At 59.7% G+C, this 24,133-nt stretch carries 27 protein-coding genes and 4 tRNA genes; 13 read left to right on the top strand and 18 right to left on the bottom strand.

All coding sequences use genetic code 11. The features are described from left to right. Positions 1–23: 23 nt before the first annotated feature. The 5 genes from tig to L6D81_RS00600 all read right to left on the bottom strand — a co-directional run bounded on the left by tig (position 24) and on the right by L6D81_RS00600 (position 2,214). The gene (gene tig, locus L6D81_RS00620; RefSeq protein WP_039767617.1) at positions 24–1,334 is read right to left on the bottom strand and encodes a trigger factor; all 1,311 of its coding nucleotides are present in this window, start codon (positions 1,332–1,334) and stop codon (positions 24–26) included. 400 nt (positions 1,335–1,734) lie between these two features. Further along, positions 1,735–1,810 (bottom strand) — tRNA-His (locus L6D81_RS00615). Between the two features lie 76 nt (positions 1,811–1,886). Continuing rightward, a tRNA-Leu gene (locus L6D81_RS00610) sits at positions 1,887–1,971 on the bottom strand. A 58-nt stretch (positions 1,972–2,029) separates the two neighbouring features. Beyond that, positions 2,030–2,105: transfer RNA gene (locus L6D81_RS00605), tRNA-His, on the bottom strand. Positions 2,106–2,137: 32 nt separating this feature from the next. Further along, a tRNA-Arg gene (locus tag L6D81_RS00600) sits at positions 2,138–2,214 on the bottom strand. 274 nt (positions 2,215–2,488) lie between these two features. Here L6D81_RS00600 and folD point away from each other — a divergent pair. Both folD and pbpG read left to right on the top strand, forming a co-directional pair. Further along, a complete protein-coding gene (folD, locus tag L6D81_RS00595) occupies positions 2,489–3,343 on the top strand; it encodes a bifunctional methylenetetrahydrofolate dehydrogenase/methenyltetrahydrofolate cyclohydrolase FolD (protein ID WP_011335038.1) in 855 nt (284 codons plus the stop codon). Between the two features lie 230 nt (positions 3,344–3,573). Continuing rightward, positions 3,574–4,512, top strand: coding sequence for a D-alanyl-D-alanine endopeptidase (gene pbpG, locus L6D81_RS00590; protein ID WP_011335039.1), 939 nt, complete (start codon positions 3,574–3,576; stop codon positions 4,510–4,512). A 53-nt stretch (positions 4,513–4,565) separates the two neighbouring features. Here the strand turns inward: pbpG and L6D81_RS00585 are convergent, their stop codons facing one another. The 3 genes from L6D81_RS00585 to L6D81_RS00575 form a co-directional block, all read right to left on the bottom strand. Next, on the bottom strand, positions 4,566–4,772 hold the full coding sequence (locus L6D81_RS00585) for a hypothetical protein (RefSeq protein ID WP_236177447.1): 207 nt from the start codon (positions 4,770–4,772) through the stop codon (positions 4,566–4,568). A 12-nt stretch (positions 4,773–4,784) separates the two neighbouring features. Then, positions 4,785–4,991 (bottom strand): DUF6021 family protein, encoded by a 207-nt coding sequence (locus L6D81_RS00580; protein ID WP_236177442.1) that lies wholly within the window; start codon positions 4,989–4,991, stop codon positions 4,785–4,787. A 93-nt stretch (positions 4,992–5,084) separates the two neighbouring features. Beyond that, complete coding sequence (locus L6D81_RS00575; protein WP_236177440.1) at positions 5,085–5,756, bottom strand: peptidase C39 family protein; 672 nt, start codon at positions 5,754–5,756, stop codon at positions 5,085–5,087. A 231-nt stretch (positions 5,757–5,987) separates the two neighbouring features. Here L6D81_RS00575 and L6D81_RS00570 point away from each other — a divergent pair, with 231 nt between their 5' ends. Next, positions 5,988–6,155, top strand: coding sequence for a hypothetical protein (locus L6D81_RS00570; RefSeq protein WP_007951566.1), 168 nt, complete (start codon positions 5,988–5,990; stop codon positions 6,153–6,155). A 77-nt stretch (positions 6,156–6,232) separates the two neighbouring features. On the opposite strand, the gene L6D81_RS00565 is transcribed toward L6D81_RS00570, so the two are convergent. Both L6D81_RS00565 and L6D81_RS00560 read right to left on the bottom strand, forming a co-directional pair. Continuing rightward, complete coding sequence (locus tag L6D81_RS00565; protein WP_236177438.1) at positions 6,233–6,982, bottom strand: TerC family protein; 750 nt, start codon at positions 6,980–6,982, stop codon at positions 6,233–6,235. 29 nt (positions 6,983–7,011) lie between these two features. Beyond that, the gene (locus L6D81_RS00560) at positions 7,012–7,251 is read right to left on the bottom strand and encodes a hypothetical protein (protein ID WP_236177436.1); all 240 of its coding nucleotides are present in this window, start codon (positions 7,249–7,251) and stop codon (positions 7,012–7,014) included. A 146-nt stretch (positions 7,252–7,397) separates the two neighbouring features. Between L6D81_RS00560 and nhaR the strand changes: the two genes are divergently transcribed. Next, on the top strand, positions 7,398–8,297 hold the full coding sequence (gene nhaR, locus L6D81_RS00555; protein WP_236177434.1) for a transcriptional activator NhaR: 900 nt from the start codon (positions 7,398–7,400) through the stop codon (positions 8,295–8,297). On the opposite strand, the gene L6D81_RS00550 is transcribed toward nhaR, so the two are convergent. Further along, positions 8,294–9,454, bottom strand: a complete 1,161-nt coding sequence (locus L6D81_RS00550) for an MFS transporter (protein ID WP_007951570.1) — start codon at positions 9,452–9,454, stop codon at positions 8,294–8,296. The two genes, nhaR and L6D81_RS00550, sit on opposite strands and share 4 nt — an antisense overlap. A gap of 335 nt (positions 9,455–9,789) precedes the next feature. Between L6D81_RS00550 and sstT the strand changes: the two genes are divergently transcribed. Next, positions 9,790–11,022 carry a serine/threonine transporter SstT gene (gene sstT, locus L6D81_RS00545; RefSeq protein WP_236177432.1) on the top strand — a complete coding sequence of 411 codons (1,233 nt, stop codon included), beginning with the start codon at positions 9,790–9,792 and terminating at the stop codon, positions 11,020–11,022. Positions 11,023–11,089: 67 nt separating this feature from the next. Here the strand turns inward: sstT and L6D81_RS00540 are convergent, their stop codons facing one another. After that, complete coding sequence (locus L6D81_RS00540) at positions 11,090–11,599, bottom strand: DUF1993 domain-containing protein (RefSeq protein WP_236177430.1); 510 nt, start codon at positions 11,597–11,599, stop codon at positions 11,090–11,092. Between the two features lie 125 nt (positions 11,600–11,724). Between L6D81_RS00540 and L6D81_RS00535 the strand changes: the two genes are divergently transcribed. Next, the gene (locus L6D81_RS00535) at positions 11,725–12,375 is read left to right on the top strand and encodes a YceH family protein (protein WP_236177428.1); all 651 of its coding nucleotides are present in this window, start codon (positions 11,725–11,727) and stop codon (positions 12,373–12,375) included. A 16-nt stretch (positions 12,376–12,391) separates the two neighbouring features. Here the strand turns inward: L6D81_RS00535 and L6D81_RS00530 are convergent, their stop codons facing one another. Together L6D81_RS00530 and L6D81_RS00525 are read right to left on the bottom strand one after the other, a co-directional pair. Further along, complete coding sequence (locus L6D81_RS00530; RefSeq protein WP_236177426.1) at positions 12,392–12,910, bottom strand: cupin domain-containing protein; 519 nt, start codon at positions 12,908–12,910, stop codon at positions 12,392–12,394. A gap of 97 nt (positions 12,911–13,007) precedes the next feature. Then, a complete protein-coding gene (locus tag L6D81_RS00525; RefSeq protein WP_236177425.1) occupies positions 13,008–13,826 on the bottom strand; it encodes a shikimate 5-dehydrogenase in 819 nt (272 codons plus the stop codon). Positions 13,827–14,080: 254 nt separating this feature from the next. Between L6D81_RS00525 and L6D81_RS00520 the strand changes: the two genes are divergently transcribed. The 3 genes from L6D81_RS00520 to L6D81_RS00510 all read left to right on the top strand — a co-directional run bounded on the left by L6D81_RS00520 (position 14,081) and on the right by L6D81_RS00510 (position 15,157). Further along, on the top strand, positions 14,081–14,431 hold the full coding sequence (locus L6D81_RS00520) for a hypothetical protein (protein WP_236177423.1): 351 nt from the start codon (positions 14,081–14,083) through the stop codon (positions 14,429–14,431). Positions 14,432–14,677: 246 nt separating this feature from the next. After that, positions 14,678–14,872, top strand: coding sequence for a hypothetical protein (locus L6D81_RS00515; RefSeq protein WP_236177421.1), 195 nt, complete (start codon positions 14,678–14,680; stop codon positions 14,870–14,872). A 102-nt stretch (positions 14,873–14,974) separates the two neighbouring features. Then, complete coding sequence (locus L6D81_RS00510) at positions 14,975–15,157, top strand: hypothetical protein (protein ID WP_236177419.1); 183 nt, start codon at positions 14,975–14,977, stop codon at positions 15,155–15,157. Here the strand turns inward: L6D81_RS00510 and L6D81_RS00505 are convergent. After that, on the bottom strand, positions 15,154–16,215 hold the full coding sequence (locus L6D81_RS00505; RefSeq protein WP_236177418.1) for an AI-2E family transporter: 1,062 nt from the start codon (positions 16,213–16,215) through the stop codon (positions 15,154–15,156). The genes L6D81_RS00510 and L6D81_RS00505 overlap by 4 nt on opposite strands. 156 nt (positions 16,216–16,371) lie before the next feature. Between L6D81_RS00505 and trhP the strand changes: the two genes are divergently transcribed. After that, a complete protein-coding gene (gene trhP / locus L6D81_RS00500; RefSeq protein WP_236177416.1) occupies positions 16,372–17,700 on the top strand; it encodes a prephenate-dependent tRNA uridine(34) hydroxylase TrhP in 1,329 nt (442 codons plus the stop codon). A 21-nt stretch (positions 17,701–17,721) separates the two neighbouring features. On the opposite strand, the gene L6D81_RS00495 is transcribed toward trhP, so the two are convergent. Beyond that, positions 17,722–18,435: a FadR/GntR family transcriptional regulator gene (locus tag L6D81_RS00495; protein ID WP_236177414.1), complete on the bottom strand. Its 714-nt coding sequence runs from the start codon at positions 18,433–18,435 to the stop codon at positions 17,722–17,724. Positions 18,436–18,801: 366 nt separating this feature from the next. Here L6D81_RS00495 and L6D81_RS00490 point away from each other — a divergent pair, with 366 nt between their 5' ends. Continuing rightward, a complete protein-coding gene (locus tag L6D81_RS00490) occupies positions 18,802–20,148 on the top strand; it encodes an MFS transporter (protein WP_236177411.1) in 1,347 nt (448 codons plus the stop codon). A 14-nt stretch (positions 20,149–20,162) separates the two neighbouring features. Further along, positions 20,163–21,506 carry a glucarate dehydratase gene (gene gudD / locus L6D81_RS00485; protein ID WP_236177409.1) on the top strand — a complete coding sequence of 448 codons (1,344 nt, stop codon included), beginning with the start codon at positions 20,163–20,165 and terminating at the stop codon, positions 21,504–21,506. Here gudD and L6D81_RS00480 read toward each other — a convergent pair. Next, positions 21,503–22,378: a LysR family transcriptional regulator gene (locus L6D81_RS00480; RefSeq protein ID WP_236177407.1), complete on the bottom strand. Its 876-nt coding sequence runs from the start codon at positions 22,376–22,378 to the stop codon at positions 21,503–21,505. The genes gudD and L6D81_RS00480 overlap by 4 nt on opposite strands. 160 nt (positions 22,379–22,538) lie before the next feature. Between L6D81_RS00480 and ampC the strand changes: the two genes are divergently transcribed. Then, a complete protein-coding gene (ampC, locus tag L6D81_RS00475) occupies positions 22,539–23,705 on the top strand; it encodes a class C beta-lactamase (RefSeq protein ID WP_236177405.1) in 1,167 nt (388 codons plus the stop codon). A 60-nt stretch (positions 23,706–23,765) separates the two neighbouring features. Here ampC and L6D81_RS00470 read toward each other — a convergent pair whose 3' ends face one another. Continuing rightward, the gene (locus tag L6D81_RS00470; RefSeq protein ID WP_197867757.1) at positions 23,766–24,038 is read right to left on the bottom strand and encodes a hypothetical protein; all 273 of its coding nucleotides are present in this window, start codon (positions 24,036–24,038) and stop codon (positions 23,766–23,768) included. Positions 24,039–24,133 lie beyond the last annotated feature (95 nt).

The following is a 24,133-nucleotide window of genomic DNA, read 5'->3' as shown; positions in this document are numbered from 1 at the left end:
GTGTGCTTCTAACGCAAAAACAATCAGTCGGCTTTTGGAGCTTCTACCGGCTTGACCGCTTCTTCGTAAGAGACCGATTTGTCGGTCACGCTAGCTTTCTGCAGAACAGTATCCACAACTTGTTCTTCCAGCACAACCGAACGAACTTCGTTCAGTTGCTGCTCGTTCTTGTAGTACCAGGACACCACCTGCTCAGGCTCTTGGTAAGCCGAAGCCATTTCCTGAATCATTTCGCGAACGCGGGCTTCGTCTGGCTTCAGGTCGAACTGCTTGACCACTTCAGCCACGATCAGACCCAGAACAACGCGGCGCTTGGCTTGTTCTTCGAACAGCTCGGCCGGCAGTTGGTCTGGCTTGATGTTGCCACCGAACTGCTGAACAGCCTGCACGCGCAGACGGTCAACTTCGTTGGACAGCAGAGCCTTAGGCACTTCGATCGGGTTGGTGGCCAGCAGACCGTCCATGACCTGATTCTTGACCTTGGATTTGATCGCCTGACGCAGTTCACGCTCCATGTTCTTGCGAACTTCGGTGCGGAAACCGTCGATGCCGCTTTCCTTGATGCCGAATTGAGCGAAGAACTCTTCGTTCAGCTCAGGCAGCTTTGGCTCGGAAACGGTGTTTACAGTGACGGTGAACTCGGCGGTTTTGCCAGCCAGGTCCAGGTTCTGATAGTCCTCTGGGAAGGTCAGGTTCAGAACGCGCTCTTCGCCGGCTTTAGCGCCGACCAGGCCTTCTTCGAAGCCAGGGATCATGCGGCCGGAACCCAGGACCAGCTGAGTACCCTTGGCGGAACCGCCAGCGAATACTTCGCCGTCAACCTTGCCAACGAAATCGATGTTCAGTTGGTCTTCGTTCTGGGCAGCGCGATCGGCCACTTCGAAACGGGTGTTCTGCTTGCGCAGGATGTCCAGCATCTTGTCCAGATCGGCGTCAGCCACGTCAGCGCTCAGACGCTCGACGGTGATGCCTTCGAAGCCAGCAACGGTGAACTCAGGGAACACTTCGAATACGGCTACGTATTCCAGATCCTTGCCAGCTTCGAGCGACTTGGGCTCGATCGATGGCGAACCGGCCGGGTTCAGCTTCTGCTCAACCACAGCTTCGTAGAAGGAGGACTGGATCACGTCGCCGATCGCTTCCTGGCGCGCATCAGCACCGAAACGGCGCTTGATTTCACTCATTGGCACTTTGCCAACACGGAAGCCAGCAATCTTGGCCTTTTTGGCAGTCTGCTGCAGACGCTTGTTGACCTGAGTCTCGATGCGCTCAGCCGGCACGGTGATGCTCATGCGGCGCTCAAGAGCAGTAGTATTTTCAACAGAAACTTGCATGGATATTCCTCGTTGCACAGACATTAGCCGGCCGTTTCCGACCCAAGAATCAAGGGCAAGCATTCTAGTAGGTCAAACTCAAGAAGTCACCCTACTGAAAACGGGTAAAAAAACAGCAGGCCATTTGAAGGCGGGGACAAACGGTTGCGCCTCGCCCTGTTAGCAAATACAGCCAATTCAAGCCAGGGCTCTGCGCCAACCTCTTCTATATATAGAGGCGATTGAATCATTTCCCTGACAGCCGACCTCGCAAGCAAGGCCAACGGACAGCGCAGCATCATCGAGCAACATTAATACGACGAAGCACACCACCCTGCGACCCAAAACCTGCAATCGCCGAAATCCGAAACCGTAAAACAAAAAAGGCGCCAGACTGTTAAATCTGGCGCCTTTCGAAATATGGGGTGGACGATGGGGATCGAACCCACGACAACGGGAGTCACAATCCCGTGCTCTACCAACTGAGCTACGCCCACCATATTGCGTGCCAAAGAAGCCAAACAACTTCTTTGTAGAACTTCACCCGGCCAACGGCATGAATGAAGCTTTGATTGGTGCGGATGAAGAGACTCGAACTCTTACGCCTCGCGGCGCTGGAACCTAAATCCAGTGTGTCTACCAATTCCACCACATCCGCAGATGAAGCTTTTTAAAGCAAAGGCGCCAGACTGTTACATCTGGCGCCTTTCGAAATATGGGGTGGACGATGGGGATCGAACCCACGACAACGGGAGTCACAATCCCGTGCTCTACCAACTGAGCTACGCCCACCATATCGCGCTACTTGTGCCAATGCTGCCTAATGGCGCACCCGGCAGGACTCGAACCTGCGACCATCCGCTTAGAAGGCGGATGCTCTATCCAGCTGAGCTACGGGCGCCTTGTTAGCTGTACCCTTGGAGGACTACAAACTAAGTGCTTTCCAGCCGTTAGAAACCGTAATTTCGTTCGACCTTCTTAACCAGTGCTAGGCTGTGCCCGACAAGTGCGACGAATAGTATAGAGCGACCCGAAGGTCGTCAAATCCTTTTTAAAAAAAATTCATTTAATTAAAGGGCTTAGGGGAATTTGCTGACCAAGCGCCTTTGCCCTCACCGTTTGACATGCGAGAATGCGTTCTCTTTTTTTCCCCTCTCGATGGTTAATCACGCGCAATGACTGCACAACTAATCGACGGCAAATCGATCGCCGCCAGCCTGCGCCAGCAGATCGCCCAACGGGTTGCCGAACGTCGCCAGCAAGGTCTGCGCACGCCAGGCCTCGCGGTGATCCTGGTCGGCAGCGATCCTGCCTCTCAGGTTTATGTCTCGCACAAGCGTAAAGACTGTGAAGAGGTCGGCTTCCTCTCTCAAGCGTACGACCTGCCTTCCGAAACCACTCAAGAAGCACTGACCGATCTGATCGATCGACTGAACGACGACCCGGCAATCGACGGCGTTCTGCTTCAACTTCCTCTGCCAGAGCATCTGGACGCCTCCAAACTGCTGGAGCGCATCCGCCCGGACAAGGACGTCGATGGTTTCCATCCTTATAACGTCGGCCGCCTGGCCCAGCGCATTCCGCTGCTGCGCCCATGCACGCCGAAGGGCATCATGACCCTGCTGGAAAGCACTGGTGCCGACCTGTACGGAATGGACGCAGTCGTTGTCGGCGCTTCCAACATCGTCGGTCGCCCGATGGCAATGGAACTGCTGCTGGCCGGCTGCACCGTAACCGTCACCCACCGCTTCACCAAGGATCTGGCCGGCCACGTCGGGCGCGCCGACCTGGTGGTTGTAGCCGCCGGCAAGCCGGGCCTGGTCAAGGGCGAGTGGATCAAGGAAGGCGCGATCGTGATCGACGTCGGCATCAACCGTCAGGAAGACGGCAAACTGGTCGGCGACGTGGTCTACGAGACCGCCCTGCCCCGCGCCGGCTGGATCACTCCGGTACCCGGCGGCGTCGGCCCGATGACCCGCGCCTGCCTGCTGGAAAACACCCTCTACGCGGCAGAAACACTGCACGCCTGAGTCGCGTTTTTTTGCACACCTGAAACCCCGCCCCGTGCGGGGTTTTTCATGCCCTCGAAAAAACCTTTACCGTTCGCCGGAAACCCCTATTTCTACAGGGCTTTTCACGACTTTTTCATGCCCTCCAAACAACCATCGACAGTTCTTCAGCCATACTCCTAAAATGCGTCGTTTTTACGACACAGGCCGTTACAAAATACGGCATTTCCAACCTTCATGAGTTCGCCCGCGTGAATATTCGTCTGTCCATCCTGAGCCTGGTTTTTGCATTTTCAGGCACGCTCCTCACGCCAACGGTCAACGCCGCCGAAACTACCGCTGCCCCTCGAGACGCTTCGCAATTGAAGATTGCCTCCGGCAGCGCCCTGCTGATGGATCTGCAGACCAACAAAGTCATTTATTCCAGCAATCCGGACGTGGTGGTGCCCATCGCGTCCGTGAGCAAGTTGATGACTGGTTTGGTAGTGGTCGAAGCTCACCAGAACATGGACGAATGGATTGACGTCGACATCAGCCACACACCGGAAATGAAGGGGGTGTTTTCCCGCGTCAAGCTGCGCAGCGAACTGCCCCGCCGAGAGATGCTGCTGATTGCCCTGATGTCCTCGGAAAACCGCGCCGCCGCCAGCCTGGCCCACCACTATCCCGGCGGTTACGCTGCATTCATCGCAGCGATGAACGCCAAAGCCAAGGCACTGGGCATGACCAGCACGCACTTTGTGGAGCCCACAGGCCTTTCGGAGCGCAACGTTTCCACCGCCCGCGACCTGAGCAAGTTGCTGGTGGCTGCGCACAAACAGCCGCTGCTCATCGAGCTGACCACCACCAAGGAAAAGACCGTCTCGTTCCGCAAACCCAATTACACCCTGGGTTTCCGTAACACCGACCACCTGGTCAACAAGGCCGACTGGGATATCCGCATCACCAAGACCGGTTTCACCAACCCCGCCGGTCACTGCCTGGTGCTGGTGACTCGCATGGCCAACCGTCCCGTCGCCCTGGTGATTCTCGACGCGTTCGGCAAGTACACCCACTTTGCCGACGCCAGCCGTATCCGCAGCTGGGTGGAAACCGGCAAGAGCGCCAACGTCCCGGCCGTGGCCCAGCAATACAAGGCCGACAAAAACCTCAAGAGTCGCCAGAGCGGCGTGATCGAAGCGTCCAAGTAAATCGCCCGCCCATGAAAAAGCCCCGAATCGTCGGGGCTTTTTCGTTTCAGCACTCAGTCGTTGGGCAAGGGCATCTTGTCATCATCGGGAATGCCGTCGCCGGCACTCGAGTCACGCGAATGCTCTGGCGTGACCACCGCCGGGCGCGCCAGAGGATCTCGCAGAGGGCTTTCCGGATCCAGCACCGGATCGACCTCCGGCTCAGGGGTGGTGGGCACACTGTCAGGCTTATGGTCGTCGAAACTCGAATCGGTACTCATACGCACCTCGCTTCAAGGCTTGAGATCAGCCAAGGGATCGTAAGGCTTGGCCGGACGCTTGGGATCATCGTCCGACTGCACATCCTTAGGCGCCTTCGCCGGGCCGATGGGATCGACCTGCGGATCGTCCAGATCAGGCGAGTCCGGATCAAAGCCCAGGTCGTCGCCGCTGCCATGCTCGGAAGAATGCGGCCCACTGGGTGAAGTTGGAATTGCCATGTTCGCCTCCTGATACTGGCCCGAAAAATACGGGACGCTACAGTTCAGAAGCGCATCCTTCGCCAGGGTGCCCGAAAGGCGACGAACGGAACCTCAATGCGCCGCCAGCGCCTTCCTCGCTTGCGCCGCTTCCCGCTCCTGCCCGGCCTGGGCCAGTGCATCGGCGGCCTTGAGCCAGCGCTGTGGATCGACCGCGGCCGGAATCTGCGTCGGTTTCTGGATCAATACCGCCCACCCGCCGGACTTTTCGAGGGCCGACTCGAACGCGCTGAAGCTCATCAATTCACGGCGATTCATCCCGGCGCGAAGCAACACTTTCTGCTTCAGACGATCGTAGCCGGAGAGGATCGCGTAGCGCGGCTCTGCCCAAAACGCCGAACCCTCGCTGAAACGCACCATCACCGGATACCCGGCCGCCACCTGGGTCAGCAGCGCCGGCAGATTGCTGTCCAGCGGATACACGACCATGCCGTATTCACGGGCAAGGTTCTGCAGGTTCTGTTGCAACTTGTCCTCGGCGCCCGGCAAGTGCAGCGGTTTTTCCAACAGACCCGGTGTGATCACAATGCCCTGCTGCGACAGCAGGCTGGCCAACACTTGCGGCCCGCTTTGATTGGCCTCACCGCGATAGAAGGTGCCACTGAGCTCGACCCGCTCCGGCAGGCGCTTGACCTCGGGTGCCACACTGCCCGCACACCCCACCAATGCTGTCACGCAACCGGCTGCCAGCAGCGCCGCGCGAATCCGGGAAAATAGCTGAACCATCGTCACTCTCTTGATCAGTTACCGGTCATCGTGTTCCGGCTTGGTCGAGAATCATAGGGCGGCGCCACGCTGCGGTATAGCCCGAAGCGGCAGATGCACCGGTTGCATAGAGCGAACTGATTGGTCACCACCGACCTTCGGTCAATAGCTTGAAACACACCAGCGACTAGACTGTCATTCAGACAAGAGCCAAAGAGCGTTAGCCCGGCGCAGGGCAAAGAGGAGGCACAGATGAGCCTGACCATGACCATCGTAATGCTGATTGCCGGCTGGCTGGCTGTTGCCGCCGCCATGCTGTGGGGCGTACTGCGGATTTCCCGTCGCCATCACCACCCGGTGCAACCTGCACCGACCAGAAAGATCGAGAAACACGACGCCCGTCACGCCACCGCGCACTGACTTTCGGTAACCGCTTCAAACAAAAAAAAGGCCGCCTGGACTCTCGCGAGTTCAGGCGGCCTTTGGTTTTCCAGCGTTTACGCTTCAGCAGTCAATTTCTTCTGCCTGGCACGGCGCGACATCATGTTCAGCACTTCAATCGCAGCCGAGAACGCCATGGCGGCATACACATAACCTTTCGGTACGTGAGCGCCGAAGCCTTCGGCGATCAGCGTCATGCCGATCATGATCAGGAAGCCCAGAGCCAGCATCACCACCGTCGGGTTGTCGTTGATGAACTTGGCCAGCGGATCAGCTGCAAACAGCATCACCAGCACCGAAACCACCACCGCGATCACCATGATCGGCAAGTGCTCGGTCATGCCGACCGCCGTAATGATGCTGTCGATCGAGAACACCATGTCCAGCATCAGGATCTGCCCGATGGCGGCGGCAAAACCCAGGGTTACCGTCGAGGTCGCAGACTTCGGATCTTCCGGCGCCGGGTCCATGCTGTGATGGATCTCGGTCGTCGCTTTCCACACCAGGAACAGGCCACCGGCAATCAGGATCATGTCCTTCCAGGAGAACGCCTGGCCGAGGATCTCGATGACCGGCGCAGTCAACTGAACGATGAACGCAATGGTGCTCAACAGGACCAGACGCATGATCAGCGCCATGCCGATCCCCAGACGACGGGCCTTCTGCCGGTACTGCTCGGGCAGCTTGTTGGTCAGGATCGAGATAAAGATCAGGTTATCGATGCCGAGCACGATTTCCATCACCACCAGTGTGGCCAAGGCAATCCAGGCGGTCGGGCTGGAAGCGAGTTCTAACAGGTATTCCATGGGTCAGTCCTGACTCTGTATAAGACGGTTTAGATTTCCTGGGAGGACGATTCGGATTGTTCTTCGTCGTCTTTCGGTTCTTTCTTGCTGATCAAATTGCCGGTGGCATCGCTGAGCGCCTGCTCGGCGGCTTTGTGCGTGTCGTCGATGGCTTGCTTGGCCGCCTCAGCGGCCTGCCCCATCAGTTGCTGGGCGCTCTTTTCGGCCTGATCGCAACCGGCCAGTACCAGTAAAGACGCGATCAATAACGCCGTACGCTTTAATTTCATGATGCTTCCCTCGATAGAACAGACAGCGCCGTACAGACCGGCCGTCGATGGCTGGGCATTCTAGGGAGACAAACACTTCAGGAAAATTCGTATTTTTAGCGGCTATACTTCGATTTATACGAACTGTATTTGGCAGACGGAACCCCATGCTCAACTACCGACAACTGCATTACTTCTGGGTGGTGGCCAAGACCGGCAGCATCGTGCGCGCGTGCGAGCAGCTGAACCTGACACCACAAACCATCAGTGGGCAGATTTCCCTGTTCGAACAGACCTACGGCATTGAATTGTTCCAACGGGTGGGCCGGCAACTGGAACTGACCGAGGCCGGACGTCAGGCCCTGCCCTACGCCGAACAGATGTTCCAGCTCGGCGGCGAACTGGAGCTGATGCTCCGCGCCCAACCCAACGAACAGCAGATCCTGTTCCGGGTCGGCGTGGCGGACGTGGTCCCCAAATCCATTGTCTATCGCCTGATCGCGCCGACCATGGAATTGAGCGAGCCACTGCGCATCACCTGCCGCGAAGACAAACTCGAACGCTTGCTGGCGGACCTGGCGATCCAGCGCCTTGACCTGGTGATCTCCGACAGCCCCATGCCCTCGCACCTGGACATCAAGGGCTACAGCCAGAAACTCGGGGAATGCGGGATCAGTTTTTTTGCCACCGCCGAGCTGGCCGCTCAATACGGTCAGGATTTCCCGCGCAGTCTGCACGGTGCGCCGCTGTTGATCCCCGGCGCGGAAACCGTGGTGCGCAGCCGTTTGCAGCGCTGGTTCGCCGAGCAGCAGATTCAGCCGAGGATTGTCGGGGAGTTCGATGACAGCGCGCTGATGCAGGCGTTCGGCCAGTCCGGCAGCGGGATTTTCATCGGCCCGAGCGTGATTGCCGATGAGGTGAAGCGCCAGTACGGCGTCGAGTTGATCGGCCAGACCGATGCCGTGAGCGAGTCGTTCTACGCGATCTCGGTGGAGCGCAAGGTCAAGCACCCCGGCATCAAAGCGATTACCGAAGGTGCCCGACGCGAGCTGTTTACAACGTTTTAAGCCGGCGCGCAGACGTCCCGCGGCTTGAGCACCATCAGCACCATGGCGAGGAAAATCGACAGCAGAATGAACCCGGCGGCGGCAAAGCCCACAAAGCCCAGACCGGCGCTGTCGATCACTCGACCACCAATGATCGCGCCCAGGCCGATCCCGAGGTTGGCCCCGGCAATGTTCAGCGACGCGGCGAAGGCCGGCGCCTCGGGTGCGGCTTTCATCAAGCGCACATGGCTGACCAGAAACAGCGCCGCTTGCGTCACGCCCCAGATGCCCATCGCCGCCGCCAGACCCAGCGACGAATTGATGTTCGGCACCAGCGCCACCATCCCGGGAATCATGAACGCACAGAACATCACCGACGCCATCAGCGGGTGGCGATCCACCGCGCGACCGCCCAGCGAGTTGCCGATCAGACCGACCGCGCCAAAGCCCATCAGGCACCAGCCGACCACGGTGCCATTGAAGCCGGCCAGACGTTCGAGGATATCCGCCAGATAGGTGTAGGCGGTAAACATGCCACTGAACACCAGGATCGACAGCAGCACATGACCCAGCATCAGCGGGCTGCGCAGGATCTTGAACTGCGAAGCGAAACTGACCTGATGCTGGTGCAGGCTGGTTTTCGGCAGATAGACAAACAGCAGCAGCGCCTTGGCAAATGCGATCACCGCCAGAATGGCGAATGCACTGCGCCAGCCGAACGCATCGGAAATCAATGTGCCGACCGGGATGCCGAACACCGTGGCGCAGACAATGCCGAAGCCGATCTTGGCGATCGCACGACCGGCGAAGTCCGGGCCGACGATATCCACCGCCGTTTCACTGGCCAGCGCCCAGAACACCGGCAGCCCCAGCGCCGGGATCAATCGGGCAATGGCCATCACCCAGATATTCGGCGCCAGGGCCGCCACAGTATTGGCCAGGCCGAACATGATCAGAATGGTGATGAACAGTTTGCGGCGTTCGAAGCGGGCGAAATACGCGGTCAGGAATGGGCCGAACATGGCCACGGTGAAAGCGAAAAGAGTCACCAGCAGCCCGGCTTGCGGGATGGTGACCGCCAGGTCGCGGGCAATGGCCGGCAACAGGCCGACAATGACGAACTCCGTGGTCAGCACCGTAAACCCGGCAGCGGACAACAGAAGGATGGGCAACAGCATGAGGAACTCCAGCAAAACGACGACACCAGCGTTGACCCGAGGGCCCGCTGGCAGAACTTGAAAATAAGGATGCGCAATCTTAACAGAGTGTTTCCCGAGTGACTTGCACAAACCTGTCTAAGTTGTAGATGGATCCGGTGGCAGATCGTCACAGGTCTGAAGGAATTGGACGACCCTGTGATAAAGTCCGCGCCCTGCAAAACGTACACCCTGTTCAGCCACTCGTTTACCGGAGTGGCTGGCGCGAAAGACCTTTCGGTTCGTGTCTGTGGCCTGCCCCGATCAATCGCCCGGATCACGCAACCTTGCACCCTATAAAAACAGAGATGCCGTTCATGACCGCTTCATCCACTTCTCTTTTGCAACGTCTTAAAAGTCTCAGCCTGGTCACGCAGATCCTGATCGGCCTGATTGCCGGCATCGCCCTCGCGCTGTTCGCGCCGGAAGCGGCCAAAGGCACGGCCTTCATCGGCAAGCTGTTCGTCTCGGCATTGAAAGCCGTGGCACCGATCCTGGTGTTCGTGCTGGTCATGGCCTCCATCGCCAACCACAAACACGGCCAGGAAACCCACATCCGGCCGATTCTGTTCCTGTATCTGCTGGGCACCTTCGCCGCTGCCGTGGTCGCGGTGATTGCCAGCATGATGTTCCCGTCGCATCTGGTGCTGTCTACCGACAACATCGCGGTGAGCGCGCCGGGCGGCATCAGTGAAGTGCTGCAAAGCCTGTTGCTGAGCGTGGTCGACAACCCGGTCAGCGCACTGATGAACGCCAACTTCATCGGCATTCTGGCCTGGGCCATCGGCATGGGCGTGGCGATCCGGCACGCCGGTGACACTACACGCGAAGTGCTGGGCGATCTGTCCAATGGCGTGACGCTAATTGTCCGGGTGGTGATCCGTTTTGCACCGCTGGGGATTTTCGGTCTGGTGGCCTCGACCCTGGCCACCTCCGGTTTCGGCGCACTGATCGGTTATGCGCACCTGCTGGCGGTGTTGCTGGGCTGCATGCTGTTCGTGGCGCTGGTGATGAACCCGCTGATCGTGTTCTGGAAGCTGCGCCGCAATCCGTACCCGCTGACGCTCCAGTGCCTGCGTGAAAGCGGCATCACTGCGTTTTTCACCCGCAGCTCGGCGGCGAACATTCCGGTCAACCTGGAACTGAGCAAGCGCCTGGGCCTGCATGAAGACACCTATTCGGTGTCGATCCCGCTCGGCGCCACCATCAACATGGCCGGCGCGGCGATCACCATCACCGTGCTGTCCCTCGCTGCCGTGCACACACTGGGGATTGTCGTGGACATCCCGACCGCCATTCTGCTCAGCGTTGTCGCCGCGACCTGCGCCTGCGGCGCCTCGGGCGTGGCCGGTGGCTCGCTGCTGCTGATCCCGCTGGCGTGCAGCCTGTTCGGCATCCCGAGCGAAATTGCCATGCAGGTGGTGGCGGTCGGTTTCATCATCGGAGTGTTGCAGGATTCGGCCGAGACGGCGCTTAACTCCTCCACCGACGTGCTGTTCACCGCCGCCGCGTGCCTGGGCGAGGAACAGAAAACCCAGCGTCCGGCGTAAAAAAACCTTCGCAACAAAAAGCCCGCCAAGGCGCAAACCTTGGCGGGCTTTTTCATTGCAGAGCGGTTTAGAACGCGCCCATGTAATCGCGCTTGCCCACTTCCACACCGTTGTGACGCAGCAGTGCGTAGGTGGTGGTGACGTGGAAGAAGAACTGCGGCAGGCCGTAGCTCAGCAGGTAAGCCTGGCCACTGAAGCGCTTCTCTTTCGGGGTGCCCGGACGGGTCACGATCTCGATGCCTTCCTTGCCATTGATTTGCTCGGGCTTGATCTCGCCGATGAAGGCCAGAACCTTGGCGATCAGCGCCTGCAGCTCGGCGAAGGTGGTTTCGGTGTCGTCATATTTCGGGATTTCGATTTCGGCCAGGCGCGACGACACGCCTTTGGCGAAGTCCACGGCGATCTGCACCTGACGCACCAGCGGGAACATGTCCGGGTACAGACGCGCTTGCAGGAAGGCGTTCGGGTCGATGTTTTTCTCGGTGGCGTGGGCTTCAGCCTTTTTCAGCACATCGCTCACGGCGTTGAGCATTTGTTGGAAAACCGGGACGGATGCGGCGTACAGGGAAAGGGTCATGGCAGTCTCACGTGGTGGCTGGGTGAATCGTGGGGGCGATTATAGCCATGCTCGCAGGCGCCGCGGCTTGTCTTTTATCCAGCAAGGATTAGGCTAGGCGCCTTCGACTGCAGAGGGAACGCGCGATGACCACAGAATTTGAAACCCGCTCCGATGAACCACGGCTCAACGCCACGGAAATCCGCATTCTGGGCTCGTTGATCGAGAAACAGGCCACCAGCCCGGAAACCTATCCGTTGACACTCAACGCGCTGGTGCTGGCCTGCAACCAGAAAACCAGCCGGGAACCGGTGATGAACCTGACCCCGGGCCAGGTCGGCCAGAGCCTGCGCGCCCTCGAGAGCCGCGGCTTCGCCAGACTGGTGATGGGCAGTCGCGCCGACCGCTGGGAGCACAAGGTCGACAAGGCCATGGAGCTGGTGCCGGCGCAATTGATCCTGACCGGATTGATGTTCCTGCGCGGCCCGCAGACCGTCAACGAACTGCTGACCCGCAGCGGTCGCATGCATGAGTTTGAAGACGCCGAACAGGTGGTGCATCAGCTCGAACGCCTGATTGCCCGGGAGCTGGCGGTGTTGATTCCGCGTCAGGCCGGCCAGCGCGAAGATCGCTACACCCACGCACTGGGCGATCCGGCGGACATCGAGGCGATTATCGCGGCGCGGCAGAACCCGAGTGAGCGCGGGGCGGCCAGCGGCGTGTCAGTGGAACGTATCGAAGAGCTGGAAGCGCGGATTGCAGCGCTGGAAGAGCGTCTGGCCCGCCTCGAAGAGTAATTGCACCGGGGCGGCGTTATTCGCCGTCCCAGTAATCCACCCCGTCCGCCTGTCGCGCCACCGCCACGAATCCTGAGGCGTTGCCCTCGGCATCGATGTTGAAGTTGTCCATCACCACGTATTTGTTCGAATCCGGGTACTCGCAGATTTCCGGTTGCTGCTGGGTGCTGACCGCCAGATAGCGCAGCTCCGCCGCACTGGTGTTGATGATCTGGTGCGCGGTTTCCGGGCCGCCCGGCGGACAGGCAATCACGTCACCGGCGCGGATCGGAAAACGTTCGGCGCCCAGGCGTACTTCCCCTTCCCCAGCCACCACGTAGAACATTTCCTCATTGACCCGATGACTGTGAAACGGGCTGCCACGCATGCCCGGCGGCAGCGCATACAGTCGATACCCCAGCTTCTGCGCGCCCAGTTGCTGCCCGACCCGGGCCAGGCGCTGCTGATAACGCCCGGCAGTTTCTCCCTCGGGAGACAGGGCTTCGGGGAGCGGTTCGAGTTCGACATCATTCAGGTTGAGAATCGGCGGATGCATGCAAACCTCAGCTTTGTGATGGGCAAGTCTGTGCTTGCTGACCCGGCCAGTATAGGCAACGGCAAATCCGGGCGGACTTGCCGTCGTTCAGGTGCCATCAACTGCGCGCGAACGCCACCGCTGCCTCGAACTGCTCGACCGTCGGCCGCACGCCGGTGTACAGCACGAATTGCTCCAGCGCCTGGATCGCGATCACTTCCAGCCCGGTGATCACTTTTTTGCCCTCGGCACGGCCGCGCACGATCAGCGGCGTTTCCGAGGGGATCGCCACCACATCAAACACCGTGTCGGCAGACTTGATCACATCCACTTCAAACGCCAACTGCCCCGCCTCCGGGCCACCGTCCATGCCGACCGGCGTCACGTTGACCAGCATCTGCGGGCGCTCGTCGCCCAGCTCCGCCTGCCAGCGATAGCCCAGTGCATCCGCCAGCGCACGGCCGGCGCGCTCGTTACGGGCGACGATCAAACCGTTTTTGTAACCGCCATCGCGCAAGGCACTGGCCACGGCTTTTGCCATACCGCCACTGCCACGCAGGGCGAAGGTCGTGTCCTGCGGCACCGCGTGGGTCTGCAGTAACTGGGCAATTGCGATGTAATCGGTGTTGTAGGCCTTGAGATGACCGTTGGTGTTGACGATGGTGTTGATCGACTGGATCGCCGCCGCCGAGGCATCCAGTTCATCGACCAGTGCGATACAGGCTTCCTTGAACGGCATCGACACCCCGCAACCGCGAATCCCCAGCGCGCGGATGCCGCCGACCGCACCAGGCAGGTCCTGGCTGCTGAACGCCTTGTAGTAGAAATTCAGCCCCAGCTGTTCATACAAATGGTTATGAAAACGCAGACCGAAATTCCCGGGACGCCCAGACAGGGACATGCACAATTGGGTGTCTTTGTTGGGGTTCATCTGCATGGGAGGCTCCTTCGAATGCACTATCGGATGGACGGGATTAGCCAGGCCATCGGGTTCTGAACGATCATAAGGCGGTCTGTTCCGGGCATCAGAGTCGATGCCGCAAGCTCGGTAAACAAACCGGTACAGACCTTACACAAAATTTACCTGGCGGCCGTGCTGTTTTTCAAAATGTTGCTGTCTTAGAAGTATCCCCGTGCCATCCCGTGCCTGTTGCAGGCTCGGACGCCGGGTCGAAGAACCGAGGAATTATCATGATTCGTAAACTCCCCATCGTGGCCTTGTTGATTGGTGCATTCGCGATCACAGGTCAGGCAGAAGCCCACGGCGGTGGCTGGCAGGGTCCGGCGGTATTTGGCGCGATCGTCGGCTCGGCCATCATCGGCTCGGCACTCATCAATCAGGATCGGCCGGTGTACGTCCAGCAGCCTGTTTACGTTCAACCGGCACCGGTCTACGTGCAGCAACCGCCGCCACCGGTCTACTACCAGCCGGCCCCGGTTTATGTGCAGCAACCGGTTTACGTCCGGCCGGCCCCGGTGTACTACGGCCCGCCCCGTGGTTATTACGGTCGGCCGCACTACTACGGTGGCCCGCGCTGGTAAGCGGTACACAAAGCCCCGCCTGATAGCGCGGGGCTTTTTATTGCTTTCAAGAAAGCCAACCGTCCGTCGGCCAAGGTCTGAAAAAATCTCGCCAAGGTCGCTGTGGGGACAGTTTGAACCGCTAAAGTCGGCATGATGGACTCGACCGTTGGGGGCCAGACACAAACGGTCATCTATTTGTCATGACGGAACCGCACTCTGAATCCGTCCGCATACAACAGGTTGATAACAACAAGGACGACTTGAATGCCTACACAGAATCCGCACCGCATCGTCGGTTTATGCACCTCGAGCAAGGTCTATAACGCCCTGACCGAACTCAAGCACCTGGAAGGCCACCGCACAGCGAAGTTTCTCTCGCTGCTGGCAGAAAACCTGGTGCGCAAGGGTTTTCTCAACGAAAACGAGGTCGTGCACATGCTCGATCAAGTGGTCGATTGATCCAGCCCTCAGCGGCATCAATGACCACTATCGAAAGCGTTGATTGTCCCTGAAACAGCCAATTCCCTAAGGTACCTCCATCGTTTGATGGAGGTACTTCTCATGGCTCAGGTTCAAATCATGTCCGTTATCGGCAGCGCCGTTCCCGCATCGCTCAGAGAGCTGGGACTGCTCGCCTGCTGGTATCTGGTGCGCGACGGCGAGCCGGTCAGCGGCCCGCTCACGTCCTTGCCGGCGGCTCAGGCGCTGTCGCAACAGCTGATCAACGGCCCGTTCAAGGCTTAAGGCAGCTGCACTTTCGGTTTGCTTTCGATGAACAGCGCCCAACTCGACATGAACAGGGCCGCGATCAGCGGCCCGATCACAAAGCCGTTGAGGCCGAACACCGCCAGCCCACCCAGGGTCGAGATCAGGATCATGTAATCCGGCATCCGGGTGTCCTTGCCCACCAGGATCGGGCGCAGCAGGTTATCCACCAGACCGATCACGAACACCCCGAACAACCCCAGCACCACGCCCTGCCAGATCATCCCGCTGAGCAGAAAGTAAATGGCGACCGGTACCCAGACAATCCCCGCGCCCACCGCCGGCAGCAACGACAGAAACGCCATCAGTACCGCCCAAAGCAACGCGCTGGGAATGTCGAGGAACCAGAAAATCGCTCCGCCCAGCGCACCCTGCGTAATCGCCACCAACAGATTGCCCTTCACCGTGGCGCGCACCACGCGATTGAATTTCAACTGCAAGCGACGCTTGTGATGCTCTTCCAGCGGTATCGCAATGCGCACCTTGCGCACCAGCTCGGCGCCGTCGCGCAGGAAGAAAAACAGCAAGTACAGCATGATGAAAAAACTCACCACGAATTCGAACGTGCCCTGGCCGAAACTGAATGCCTGGCTCGCCAGCACCTGACTGCCCTGCATGGCGGCCTTGACGATCTTCTCGCGCAAGGCATTGAGCTCGCCCATGCCGAAGCGGTCGAGCAGGTGCTGAAAGTAAGGCGGCAGACTGTGCTTGAACTGCGCCAGATAAGCGCCGATATCGAGCTTGCCGCTTTCGATATTGTCGTAGAGCGTCGCCCCTTCCTGCACCAGCAGCACACTGAGAACGATCACCGGCAAGATCGCGATCACCAGGCAGATGCTCAACGTACACAGTGATGTGAGGTTGCGTTGCCAGCCGAATTTCAGTTGCAACTGGCGCTGCATCGGTGCGAACAGGATGCCAAGGATTACCGCCCAGAACACCGCACCATAGAACGGCAGCAGGATCCAGATGAAGGCGACCGTCACCAGAAACAGCAGCACGGTGAGGGATTTGAATTGCAGACTCTTTTGGTTCATGTCCGGTCCAGGTCAGTCAGGCGCCAGCCGCGCCCATCCCGTTTAGTCAGCCAGCGTCAGCGCGAGTGCCCTGTTTCTTCATGGAGCATAGATCCAGATCAATAAACCCTCGGTGCAACTGCTCTAACCTGCCGCGCTTTTGCGACCGACGCCGCCATGACGACCTCCTTCACCCCCGAACTGCTCGCCCCCGCCGGCACCCTGAAAAACATGCGATACGCCTTCGCCTACGGGGCCGATGCGGTGTATGCCGGCCAGCCACGCTACAGCCTGCGGGTGCGCAACAACGAGTTCGATCATGCCAACCTGGCGCTCGGCATTCGTGAAGCCCAGGCCCAGGGCAAGCGCTTCTACGTGGTGGTCAACATCGCGCCGCACAACGCCAAGCTGAAGACCTTCCTCAAGGATCTGGCGCCAGTGATCGAAATGGCACCGGACGCGCTGATCATGTCCGACCCTGGCCTGATCATGCTGGTGCGCCGGCACTTCCCGCAGATGCCGATCCACCTGTCGGTGCAGGCCAACACGGTGAACTGGGCGAGCGTCGAATTCTGGCAACAACTGGGCTTGAGCCGGATCATCCTGTCCCGTGAATTGTCGCTGGAAGAAATCGGCGAAATCCGCGAGCAAGTGCCCGGCATGGAGCTGGAAGTGTTCGTCCACGGCGCACTGTGCATGGCCTACTCCGGCCGCTGCCTGCTCTCGGGTTACATGAACAAACGCGACGCCAATCAGGGCACCTGCACCAACGCCTGCCGCTGGAAATATTCGGCGCAGGAGGCCACCGAAAATCAGCTCGGCGAAATCGTGCAGACCTTCGAACCGCAACCGACCCTCGGCCTCGGCGCCCCCACCGATCAGGTGTTCCTGTTGCAAGAAGCCAATCGCCCCGGCGAACTGATGCCGGCCTTCGAAGACGAGCACGGCACCTACATCATGAACGCCAAGGACCTGCGCGCGGTGCAGCACGTCGAGCGCCTGACCCGCATGGGCGTGCACTCACTGAAGATCGAAGGTCGGACCAAATCGCACTTCTATTGCGCGCGCACCACTCAGGTCTATCGCCGGGCCATCGACGATGCGGTGGCCGGTCGCGAATTCGACCGCAGCCTGATGACCGATCTGGAATCCCTCGCCCAGCGCGGCTACACCGAAGGCTTCCTGCGCCGGCACGTGCATGACGAATACCAGAACTATCAGAACGGCAGCTCGGTGTCAGAACGTCAGCAGTTCGTGGGTGAACTGACCGGTGAGCGCCGGGATCGGCTGGCTGAGGTCAAGGTGAAGAACCGCTTTGCCGTGGGCGATCATCTGGAACTGATGACGCCCAAGGGCAACTTCCATTTTGATCTGCATGAACTGCAGAACCTTAAAGGCGAAGCCATCGACGTGGCGCCCGGGGATGGGCACACGGTTTATCTGCCGATTCCGGATGCGGTGGATTTGCGGTTCGGCTTGTTGATGCGCGACGTGAGCGAGGATTGAGCCCCCCGTATTTCTGCCGGATTATCCCTGAGCCGAAAACCGGTCACGACTGTTGCTCAGGTGCAACCACATCGCCGCACGCGCCGCTTCCGAATCCTGGCGTTTGATCGCGTTGAAAATCGCCTCATGTTCCAGATTCGCCAATTGCCCGAGCTTGCTCAAATCCACGGCCCCGCGCTCGGCTGCGTTGACCCGGGTGCGCGGGATCATCGCACTGCCCAGGTGTTGCATGATCTCGGTGAAGCAGACATTGCCGGTGGCCTCGGCAATCAGCAGATGGAAGCGCCGGTCGGCGTCGACGCAACTGTCGTTGTTGGCCAGTAGACGCTGATAGTCGTCCAGCGCCTGACGCATCTGCACCAGTTGCTGTTCGCTGCGGCGCTGCGCGGCCAGTGCCGCGGCTTGCGTCTCCAGGCCCATGCGCAATTCGAGAATGCTGCGCACCCCCAGCGCGGTGTCGACATTCAGTCGCAAGCCCTGCTCCGGTGCGCGTTCGATCACGAAGGTGCCGATGCCGTGCCGCGTCTCCACCAGCCCCGACGCCTGCAACTTGGAAATCGCCTCGCGTACCACGGTGCGACTGACGCCGTGTTCCTGAACGATCGAGTTTTCCGACGGCAGCTTGTCACCGGGCAGCATCTGACCAAGCAGGATGCTCTGGGTCAGTTTTTCCACCAGGTCATGGGCCAGGTTGTGCGCGCGTTTACGGGCGGGAGCGTCGAGGTCTTCTTGCATGGTCGATTCCGGTGATCGGGGGTGAATCGATCGTAGCACTGGCGGCGATGACTTGTATGAGCTCCTATGAATTCAAGGGCTCAACTTGTATGACAACACTCGATTTTAGCGAGAAAACCTCTCACTGCGCCGAGCAATTGACCCGCGACCCCTGGCATAGAATGCTCTGCCATATCTGAAGAAACCCTTACCAAATCCAACAAAAACAGCACCTAAAATCTGAAAAAGCATAAAAACCGCTCCCCGTAGACAAATTTGATTGAGCACTCCCCCTTGTAGGATAAAAAAATCTAGTTGTATGATGTCTATCAACAACGCAACACCCATCACACCCCGCATAAAAATAACGAGTGGGAGAAAAACCAAGTGAAATCATCCATTGCCGGGATGAACGAGGGCGCCGACTCCGCGCTGTCCTCTGCCATTGCCAAAGTCAAACGCCACGTCCTGCCGCTGTTCGTCATCATGTTCATCGTCAATTACATTGACCGGGTGAACATCGGCTTCGTCCGCACCCACATGGAACACGACCTCGGCATCGGTGCCGCGGCCTACGGTTTTGGTGCCGGGCTGTTCTTCATCGGTTACGCGCTGTTCGAAGTCCCCTCCAACATGCTGTTGCAAAAGGTCGGCGCGCGAATCTGGCTGACCCGCATCATGCTCACCTGGGGCCTGGTCGCCGCCGGCATGGCGTTCATCCAGAACGAAACCCACTTCTACATCCTGCGTTTTCTGCTCGGTGTGGCCGAGGCCGGATTCTTTCCCGGGGTGATCTACTACTTCACTCGCTGGTTGCCGGGGGCCGAGCGCGGCAAGGCGATTGCGATCTTCCTCAGCGGCTCGGCCGTGGCCTCGCTGATTTCCGGCCCGTTGTCCGGCCTGTTGCTGCAGATCGAAGGCCTGGGCCTGCACGGCTGGCAGTGGATGTACTTCATTGAAGGCATGTTCTCGGTTTGCCTGTGTGTATTCGTCTGGTTCTGGCTCGACGCCAAACCCCACGACGCCAAGTGGCTGACCCGCGCCGAGCAGGACGCACTGGTCAAGGCCATCGACGATGAACAGAAGGCCCGCGAAGCGGCGACCCCGATCCGGCCGTCGCTGGGCAAACTGCTCAAGGATCGTCAGATCATCCTGTTCTGCCTGATTTACTTCTTCATTCAATTGACCATCTACGCCGCAACGTTCTGGCTGCCGAGCATCATCAAGAAGATGGGCGAGATGAGCGACTTCCAGGTCGGCCTGTTCAATTCGATTCCGTGGTTGCTGTCGATCATCGGCATGTATGCGTTCGCCTCGTTCTCGGCGAAGTGGAAACACCAGCAGGCTTGGGTGGCTACTGCATTGCTGATCGCCGCCGCGGGGATGTTTATGTCCACCACCGGCGGGCCGATTTTTGCCTTCGTCGCGATCTGCTTTGCCGCACTGGGTTTCAAATCCGCCTCGTCGCTGTTCTGGCCGATCCCGCAGGCCTATCTCGACGCACGGATCGCCGCTGCCGTGATCGCGCTGATCAACTCGGTGGGCAACCTCGGCGGCTTCGTCGCCCCCACCACCTTCGGCCTGCTGGAACAACACACCGGTTCGATCCAGGGCGGCCTCTATGGCCTGGCCGCGACCTCGATCATCGCCGCGATCATCGTGTTCGCCGCCCGCATGACACCCAAATCCGCCCCTGACGTCGCCGTGGCCGATGCCGCGCCGAAACACGCTTGAAAGGACAACCATAAATGACCGCACACGACATCGCCAAAGCCCCGATCATCACCGACATGCAAGTCATCCCGGTGGCCGGCCACGACGGCATGCTGCTCAACCTGAGCGGCGCCCACGGGCCGTTTTTCACCCGCAACCTCGTCATTCTCAAGGACAACGCCGGCCATACCGGTGTCGGTGAAGTACCCGGTGGCGAACGCATCCGCCAGACCCTCGAAGACGCTCGCAGCCTGGTGGTCGGCAGTCCGATCGGCACCTACCAGAAGATCCTCAATCAGGTTCGCCAGACCTTCGCCGACCGCGATGCCGGCGGCCGTGGCCTGCAGACCTTCGACCTGCGCATCACCATTCACGCGGTCACCGGACTGGAAGCCGCCCTGCTCGACCTGCTCGGCCAGCACCTCGACGTGCCGGTGGCGGCATTGCTCGGCGAAGGCCAGCAGCGCGACGAAGTGAAAATGCTCGGTTATCTGTTCTACGTAGGCGATCGCCGGGACACCGACCTCGCCTACCGCAGCGAACCGGAGGCCGACAACGACTGGTTCCGCGTGCGTCACGAAAAGGCCATGACCGCCGAGGCCGTGGTGCGTCTGGCCGAAGCCGCCCATGCGCGCTATGGCTTCAAGGACTTCAAGCTCAAGGGCGGCGTACTCAGCGGCGATGCCGAAATCGAAGCGGTGACCGCACTGGCCGAACGCTTCCCCGACGCTCGCATCACGCTTGATCCGAACGGCGCATGGTCATTGAAAGAAGCAATCCGTCTGTGCCGCGACCAGCATCATGTGCTGGCCTACGCCGAGGACCCGTGCGGTGCGGAAAACGGCTATTCGGGCCGTGAGGTAATGGCTGAGTTCCGCCGTGCCACCGGCCTGAAAACCGCCACCAACATGATTGCCACCGATTGGCGTGAGATGGGCCATGCGATCCAGTTGCAGTCGGTGGACATTCCGCTGGCCGACCCGCATTTCTGGACCATGCAGGGTTCGGTGCGCGTGGCGCAGATGTGCCACGAATGGGGTCTGACCTGGGGCTCGCACTCCAACAACCACTTCGACATTTCCCTGGCGATGTTCACCCACGTCGCCGCCGCCGCGCCGGGCGACATCACCGCCATCGACACCCACTGGATCTGGCAGGACGGCCAGCGCCTGACCAGGGCGCCGCTGCAAATCGTCGACGGCTGCGTGCAGGTGCCGAAGAAACCGGGGCTGGGCGTGGAACTGGACATGGATCAGGTGGCCAAGGCCCACGAACTCTACAAAGGCATGGGACTCGGTGCGCGGGATGACAGCGTGGCGATGCAGTTTCTGATTCCGGGATGGACGTTCGATAACAAGAAGCCGTGCCTGGTGCGCTAAGCCTGCGCAGCCTCCAGCAACCAATGCTTGAATGCAGTCATCGCCGACGTCTCGGGCCGTGACTGCAAGCGCGTCAGCCAATAGCTGCCGGTGGTGATTTCGATGGCAAAGGGTTGACGAATCAGGTCCGCCGCCAGTTGCCGGGCAAACATCAACGGCGGCGCCAGTGCCACACCGCCGCCCTGCAACGCCGCTTCCATCATCGCCAGCGACGAGTCGAACACGATGCTCTGGGGCGGCGCGGCATGGGTCGCCAGACCGGCCGCATGAAACCACTCCGGCCACTCATCGGTGCGATAGGAACGCAGCAAACGCTGCTGCAGAAGATCTCCGGGCGTGTGCAGTTGCCGGGCGATTTCCGGCACGCAGAGCACCGACAGCGGCGCCTCCAGCAAACGGGTCGCTTCAATGCCGTGCCACGCCCCGGCGCCAAACCGGATCGCGTAATCCAGCCCTTCGGCAGCGACGTCCACCCGATTGTTGTTGGTCGACAGCCGCAAATCTATGAGCGGATGTTTCGCCTGAAAGTCCGCCAGCCTCGGCAACAACCAGCCCACGGCGAAGGTGCCCACCGCGCCGACCGTGAGCATTTCCCGATACTGCCCGCCCGCCAGACGCTCGAGCATCTGCGCGATATGATCGAACGACGTGGTCAGCACCGGCAGCAGGGTTTCGCCCTCGCCGGTCAGCATCAGCCCACGGGGCAAGCGCTTGAACAGAATCACGCCGAGTTGCGCCTCCAGGCTTTTGACCTGATGGCTGACGGCCGCCTGGGTCACGCACAACTCCACGGCCGCACGGGTGAAGCTCAGGTGGCGCGCAGAAGCTTCAAAGGCGCGCAATGCATTCAAAGGCAATTGAGGTCGAATCATGCCATGTCCCAAAATTTTCTAATGGCTCGTCCGAGTTTTCATCGTTTGTCGAAAGCCTACGGAGTGCCTAGATTTGGCGGCGCCGATCAGCCAGCCCGACGGAAAACGCTCGCAGTGTAGCGGGATATCACCATCAACACTCATGGAGAGTGGTTCAAGCATGCCTTCGATCAACCTGAACAAACTCAAGTCTTACAGCGCTTTCGGACTTTTCTTCAGCGCCGCCACCTGCCTCGCTGCCCCGCCAACCAGCGATCAGTTGCAGGCCCTGGTCAAGTCCACCGTGACCCCGGTCATGCAGCAACAGGACATCGCGGGCCTGGCCGTGGCCGTGACCGTCGATGGCAAGGCACATTACTTTAACTACGGTGTCGCCGACAAAAGCACCGGCCAAACGGTGGATGAGAACACCTTGTTCGAAGTCGGCTCGGTGAGTAAAACCTTCACCGCCACCCTCGCCGCCTACGCCCAGGCCAGCGGCAAACTGGAATTCTCCGACAAGGCCAGTCAGCACTGGCCCGAACTGAAAGGCAGCGCTTTCGACCACATCAGCCTGCTGCAACTGGGCACCTACAGCGCGGGCGGCCTGCCGCTGCAATTCCCGGATGCCGCAGATTCTGCCGACAAAATGCTCGGCTATTACCAACAGTGGAAACCGACCTTTGCGGCCGGCAGCCAGCGCCTGTACTCCAACCCGAGCATCGGCCTGTTCGGTTATCTGGCAGCAAAAAGCCTCGGCCAGCCGTTCAATCAGGTCATGACTGAAACCCTGCTGCCGAAACTCGGACTCAAGCACACCTTCCTGTCAGTGCCGGCGTCTGAACAAAAGCTCTACGCCCAAGGCTATGACAAGAACAACAAACCGGTTCGAGTCAGCCCCGGCGCACTGGATTCCGAAGCCTACGGCGTGAAGACCAGCGCCGCCGACCTGCTGCAATACGTCCAGGCCAACCTCGACAGCGCGAAACTCGAAACACCGCTGCAAAAAGCCTTCGCCCTCACCCACACCGGTTACTACACCGTCGGCGACATGACCCAGGGCCTTGGCTGGGAACGCTACACCTACCCGATCAGCCTCGATCGCCTGCTGGACGGCAACTCGACGCCAATGGCCATGGAACCGCACAAGGTCAAATGGCTGAATCCGCCGCAGCCAGAACCGGCGAACGTGCTGTTGAACAAGACCGGCTCCACCGCTGGCTACGGCGCCTACGTCGCGTTCGTGCCATCGAAGAAAGTCGGGATCGTGATTCTGGCGAACCGCAATTATCCGAATGGAGAGCGGGTGAAGATTGCGCACAGGATTCTGGGGGAGTTGACCCGGTAATCACGCCATAAAAATGGGCGACCTGAGAAGGTCGCCCGTTTTTATTTGAGGGTTTGAAAACTACGCCTGTAGCTTCCAGCCCAGTACATCCATCAGATCGCAGCTGTCGCGCAGAGGGATTGCCAGCACCCGGGCGAAGTCCTGCAGCAGCAAGGCGTCGTGACCGATGCCGTCGCTCAATGAAAGTGTTTCCAACAACTGCGTCACGCTGCGCAAGCGGTAGGCGGCGGTGCCGTGGAGTACGTCTACCGGGGCTTCGCGGTCGATCAGGAGGCAGGGAATCTGGCAGTCGATGCCGGTAATGGGGATGTAGCGGGGTTTGGGGTTGGCGATGTGTTCGGGGGAATCTGGGTTCGCGGGAGTTTCGGCTGCGTTCGAATCAAATTTTTTCATGCGTGAAGATCTCGTGCAGTTAGAGAAAAACTGCC

Source organism: Pseudomonas sputi, from assembly GCF_021603585.1.
GTDB lineage: Bacteria > Pseudomonadota > Gammaproteobacteria > Pseudomonadales > Pseudomonadaceae > Aquipseudomonas > Aquipseudomonas sputi.
This window is presented reverse-complemented; position numbering and strand designations above follow the sequence as displayed.

Bases quoted from the DNA above. Each gene is read 5' to 3' on its own strand.
- sstT (WP_236177432.1), top strand. From the start codon at position 9,790: ATGACCGCTTCATCCACTTCTCTTTTGCAACGTCTTAAAAGTCTCAGC.
- L6D81_RS00560 (WP_236177436.1), bottom strand. From the start codon at position 7,251: ATGAAATTAAAGCGTACGGCGTTATTGATCGCGTCTTTACTGGTACTG.
- nhaR (WP_236177434.1), top strand. From the start codon at position 7,398: ATGCTCAACTACCGACAACTGCATTACTTCTGGGTGGTGGCCAAGACC.
- ampC (WP_236177405.1), top strand. From the start codon at position 22,539: ATGCCTTCGATCAACCTGAACAAACTCAAGTCTTACAGCGCTTTCGGA.
- folD (WP_011335038.1), top strand. From the start codon at position 2,489: ATGACTGCACAACTAATCGACGGCAAATCGATCGCCGCCAGCCTGCGC.
- trhP (WP_236177416.1), top strand. From the start codon at position 16,372: ATGACGACCTCCTTCACCCCCGAACTGCTCGCCCCCGCCGGCACCCTG.
- L6D81_RS00580 (WP_236177442.1), bottom strand. From the start codon at position 4,991: ATGGCAATTCCAACTTCACCCAGTGGGCCGCATTCTTCCGAGCATGGC.
- tig (WP_039767617.1), bottom strand. From the start codon at position 1,334: ATGCAAGTTTCTGTTGAAAATACTACTGCTCTTGAGCGCCGCATGAGC.
- L6D81_RS00570 (WP_007951566.1), top strand. From the start codon at position 5,988: ATGAGCCTGACCATGACCATCGTAATGCTGATTGCCGGCTGGCTGGCT.
- L6D81_RS00520 (WP_236177423.1), top strand. From the start codon at position 14,081: ATGATTCGTAAACTCCCCATCGTGGCCTTGTTGATTGGTGCATTCGCG.
- gudD (WP_236177409.1), top strand. From the start codon at position 20,163: ATGACCGCACACGACATCGCCAAAGCCCCGATCATCACCGACATGCAA.
- L6D81_RS00535 (WP_236177428.1), top strand. From the start codon at position 11,725: ATGACCACAGAATTTGAAACCCGCTCCGATGAACCACGGCTCAACGCC.
- L6D81_RS00540 (WP_236177430.1), bottom strand. From the start codon at position 11,599: ATGACCCTTTCCCTGTACGCCGCATCCGTCCCGGTTTTCCAACAAATG.
- L6D81_RS00515 (WP_236177421.1), top strand. From the start codon at position 14,678: ATGCCTACACAGAATCCGCACCGCATCGTCGGTTTATGCACCTCGAGC.
- L6D81_RS00530 (WP_236177426.1), bottom strand. From the start codon at position 12,910: ATGCATCCGCCGATTCTCAACCTGAATGATGTCGAACTCGAACCGCTC.
- L6D81_RS00550 (WP_007951570.1), bottom strand. From the start codon at position 9,454: ATGCTGTTGCCCATCCTTCTGTTGTCCGCTGCCGGGTTTACGGTGCTG.
- L6D81_RS00480 (WP_236177407.1), bottom strand. From the start codon at position 22,378: ATGATTCGACCTCAATTGCCTTTGAATGCATTGCGCGCCTTTGAAGCT.
- L6D81_RS00525 (WP_236177425.1), bottom strand. From the start codon at position 13,826: ATGCAGATGAACCCCAACAAAGACACCCAATTGTGCATGTCCCTGTCT.
- L6D81_RS00575 (WP_236177440.1), bottom strand. From the start codon at position 5,756: ATGGTTCAGCTATTTTCCCGGATTCGCGCGGCGCTGCTGGCAGCCGGT.
- L6D81_RS00565 (WP_236177438.1), bottom strand. From the start codon at position 6,982: ATGGAATACCTGTTAGAACTCGCTTCCAGCCCGACCGCCTGGATTGCC.
- L6D81_RS00510 (WP_236177419.1), top strand. From the start codon at position 14,975: ATGGCTCAGGTTCAAATCATGTCCGTTATCGGCAGCGCCGTTCCCGCA.
- L6D81_RS00585 (WP_236177447.1), bottom strand. From the start codon at position 4,772: ATGAGTACCGATTCGAGTTTCGACGACCATAAGCCTGACAGTGTGCCC.
- L6D81_RS00505 (WP_236177418.1), bottom strand. From the start codon at position 16,215: ATGAACCAAAAGAGTCTGCAATTCAAATCCCTCACCGTGCTGCTGTTT.
- L6D81_RS00495 (WP_236177414.1), bottom strand. From the start codon at position 18,435: ATGCAAGAAGACCTCGACGCTCCCGCCCGTAAACGCGCGCACAACCTG.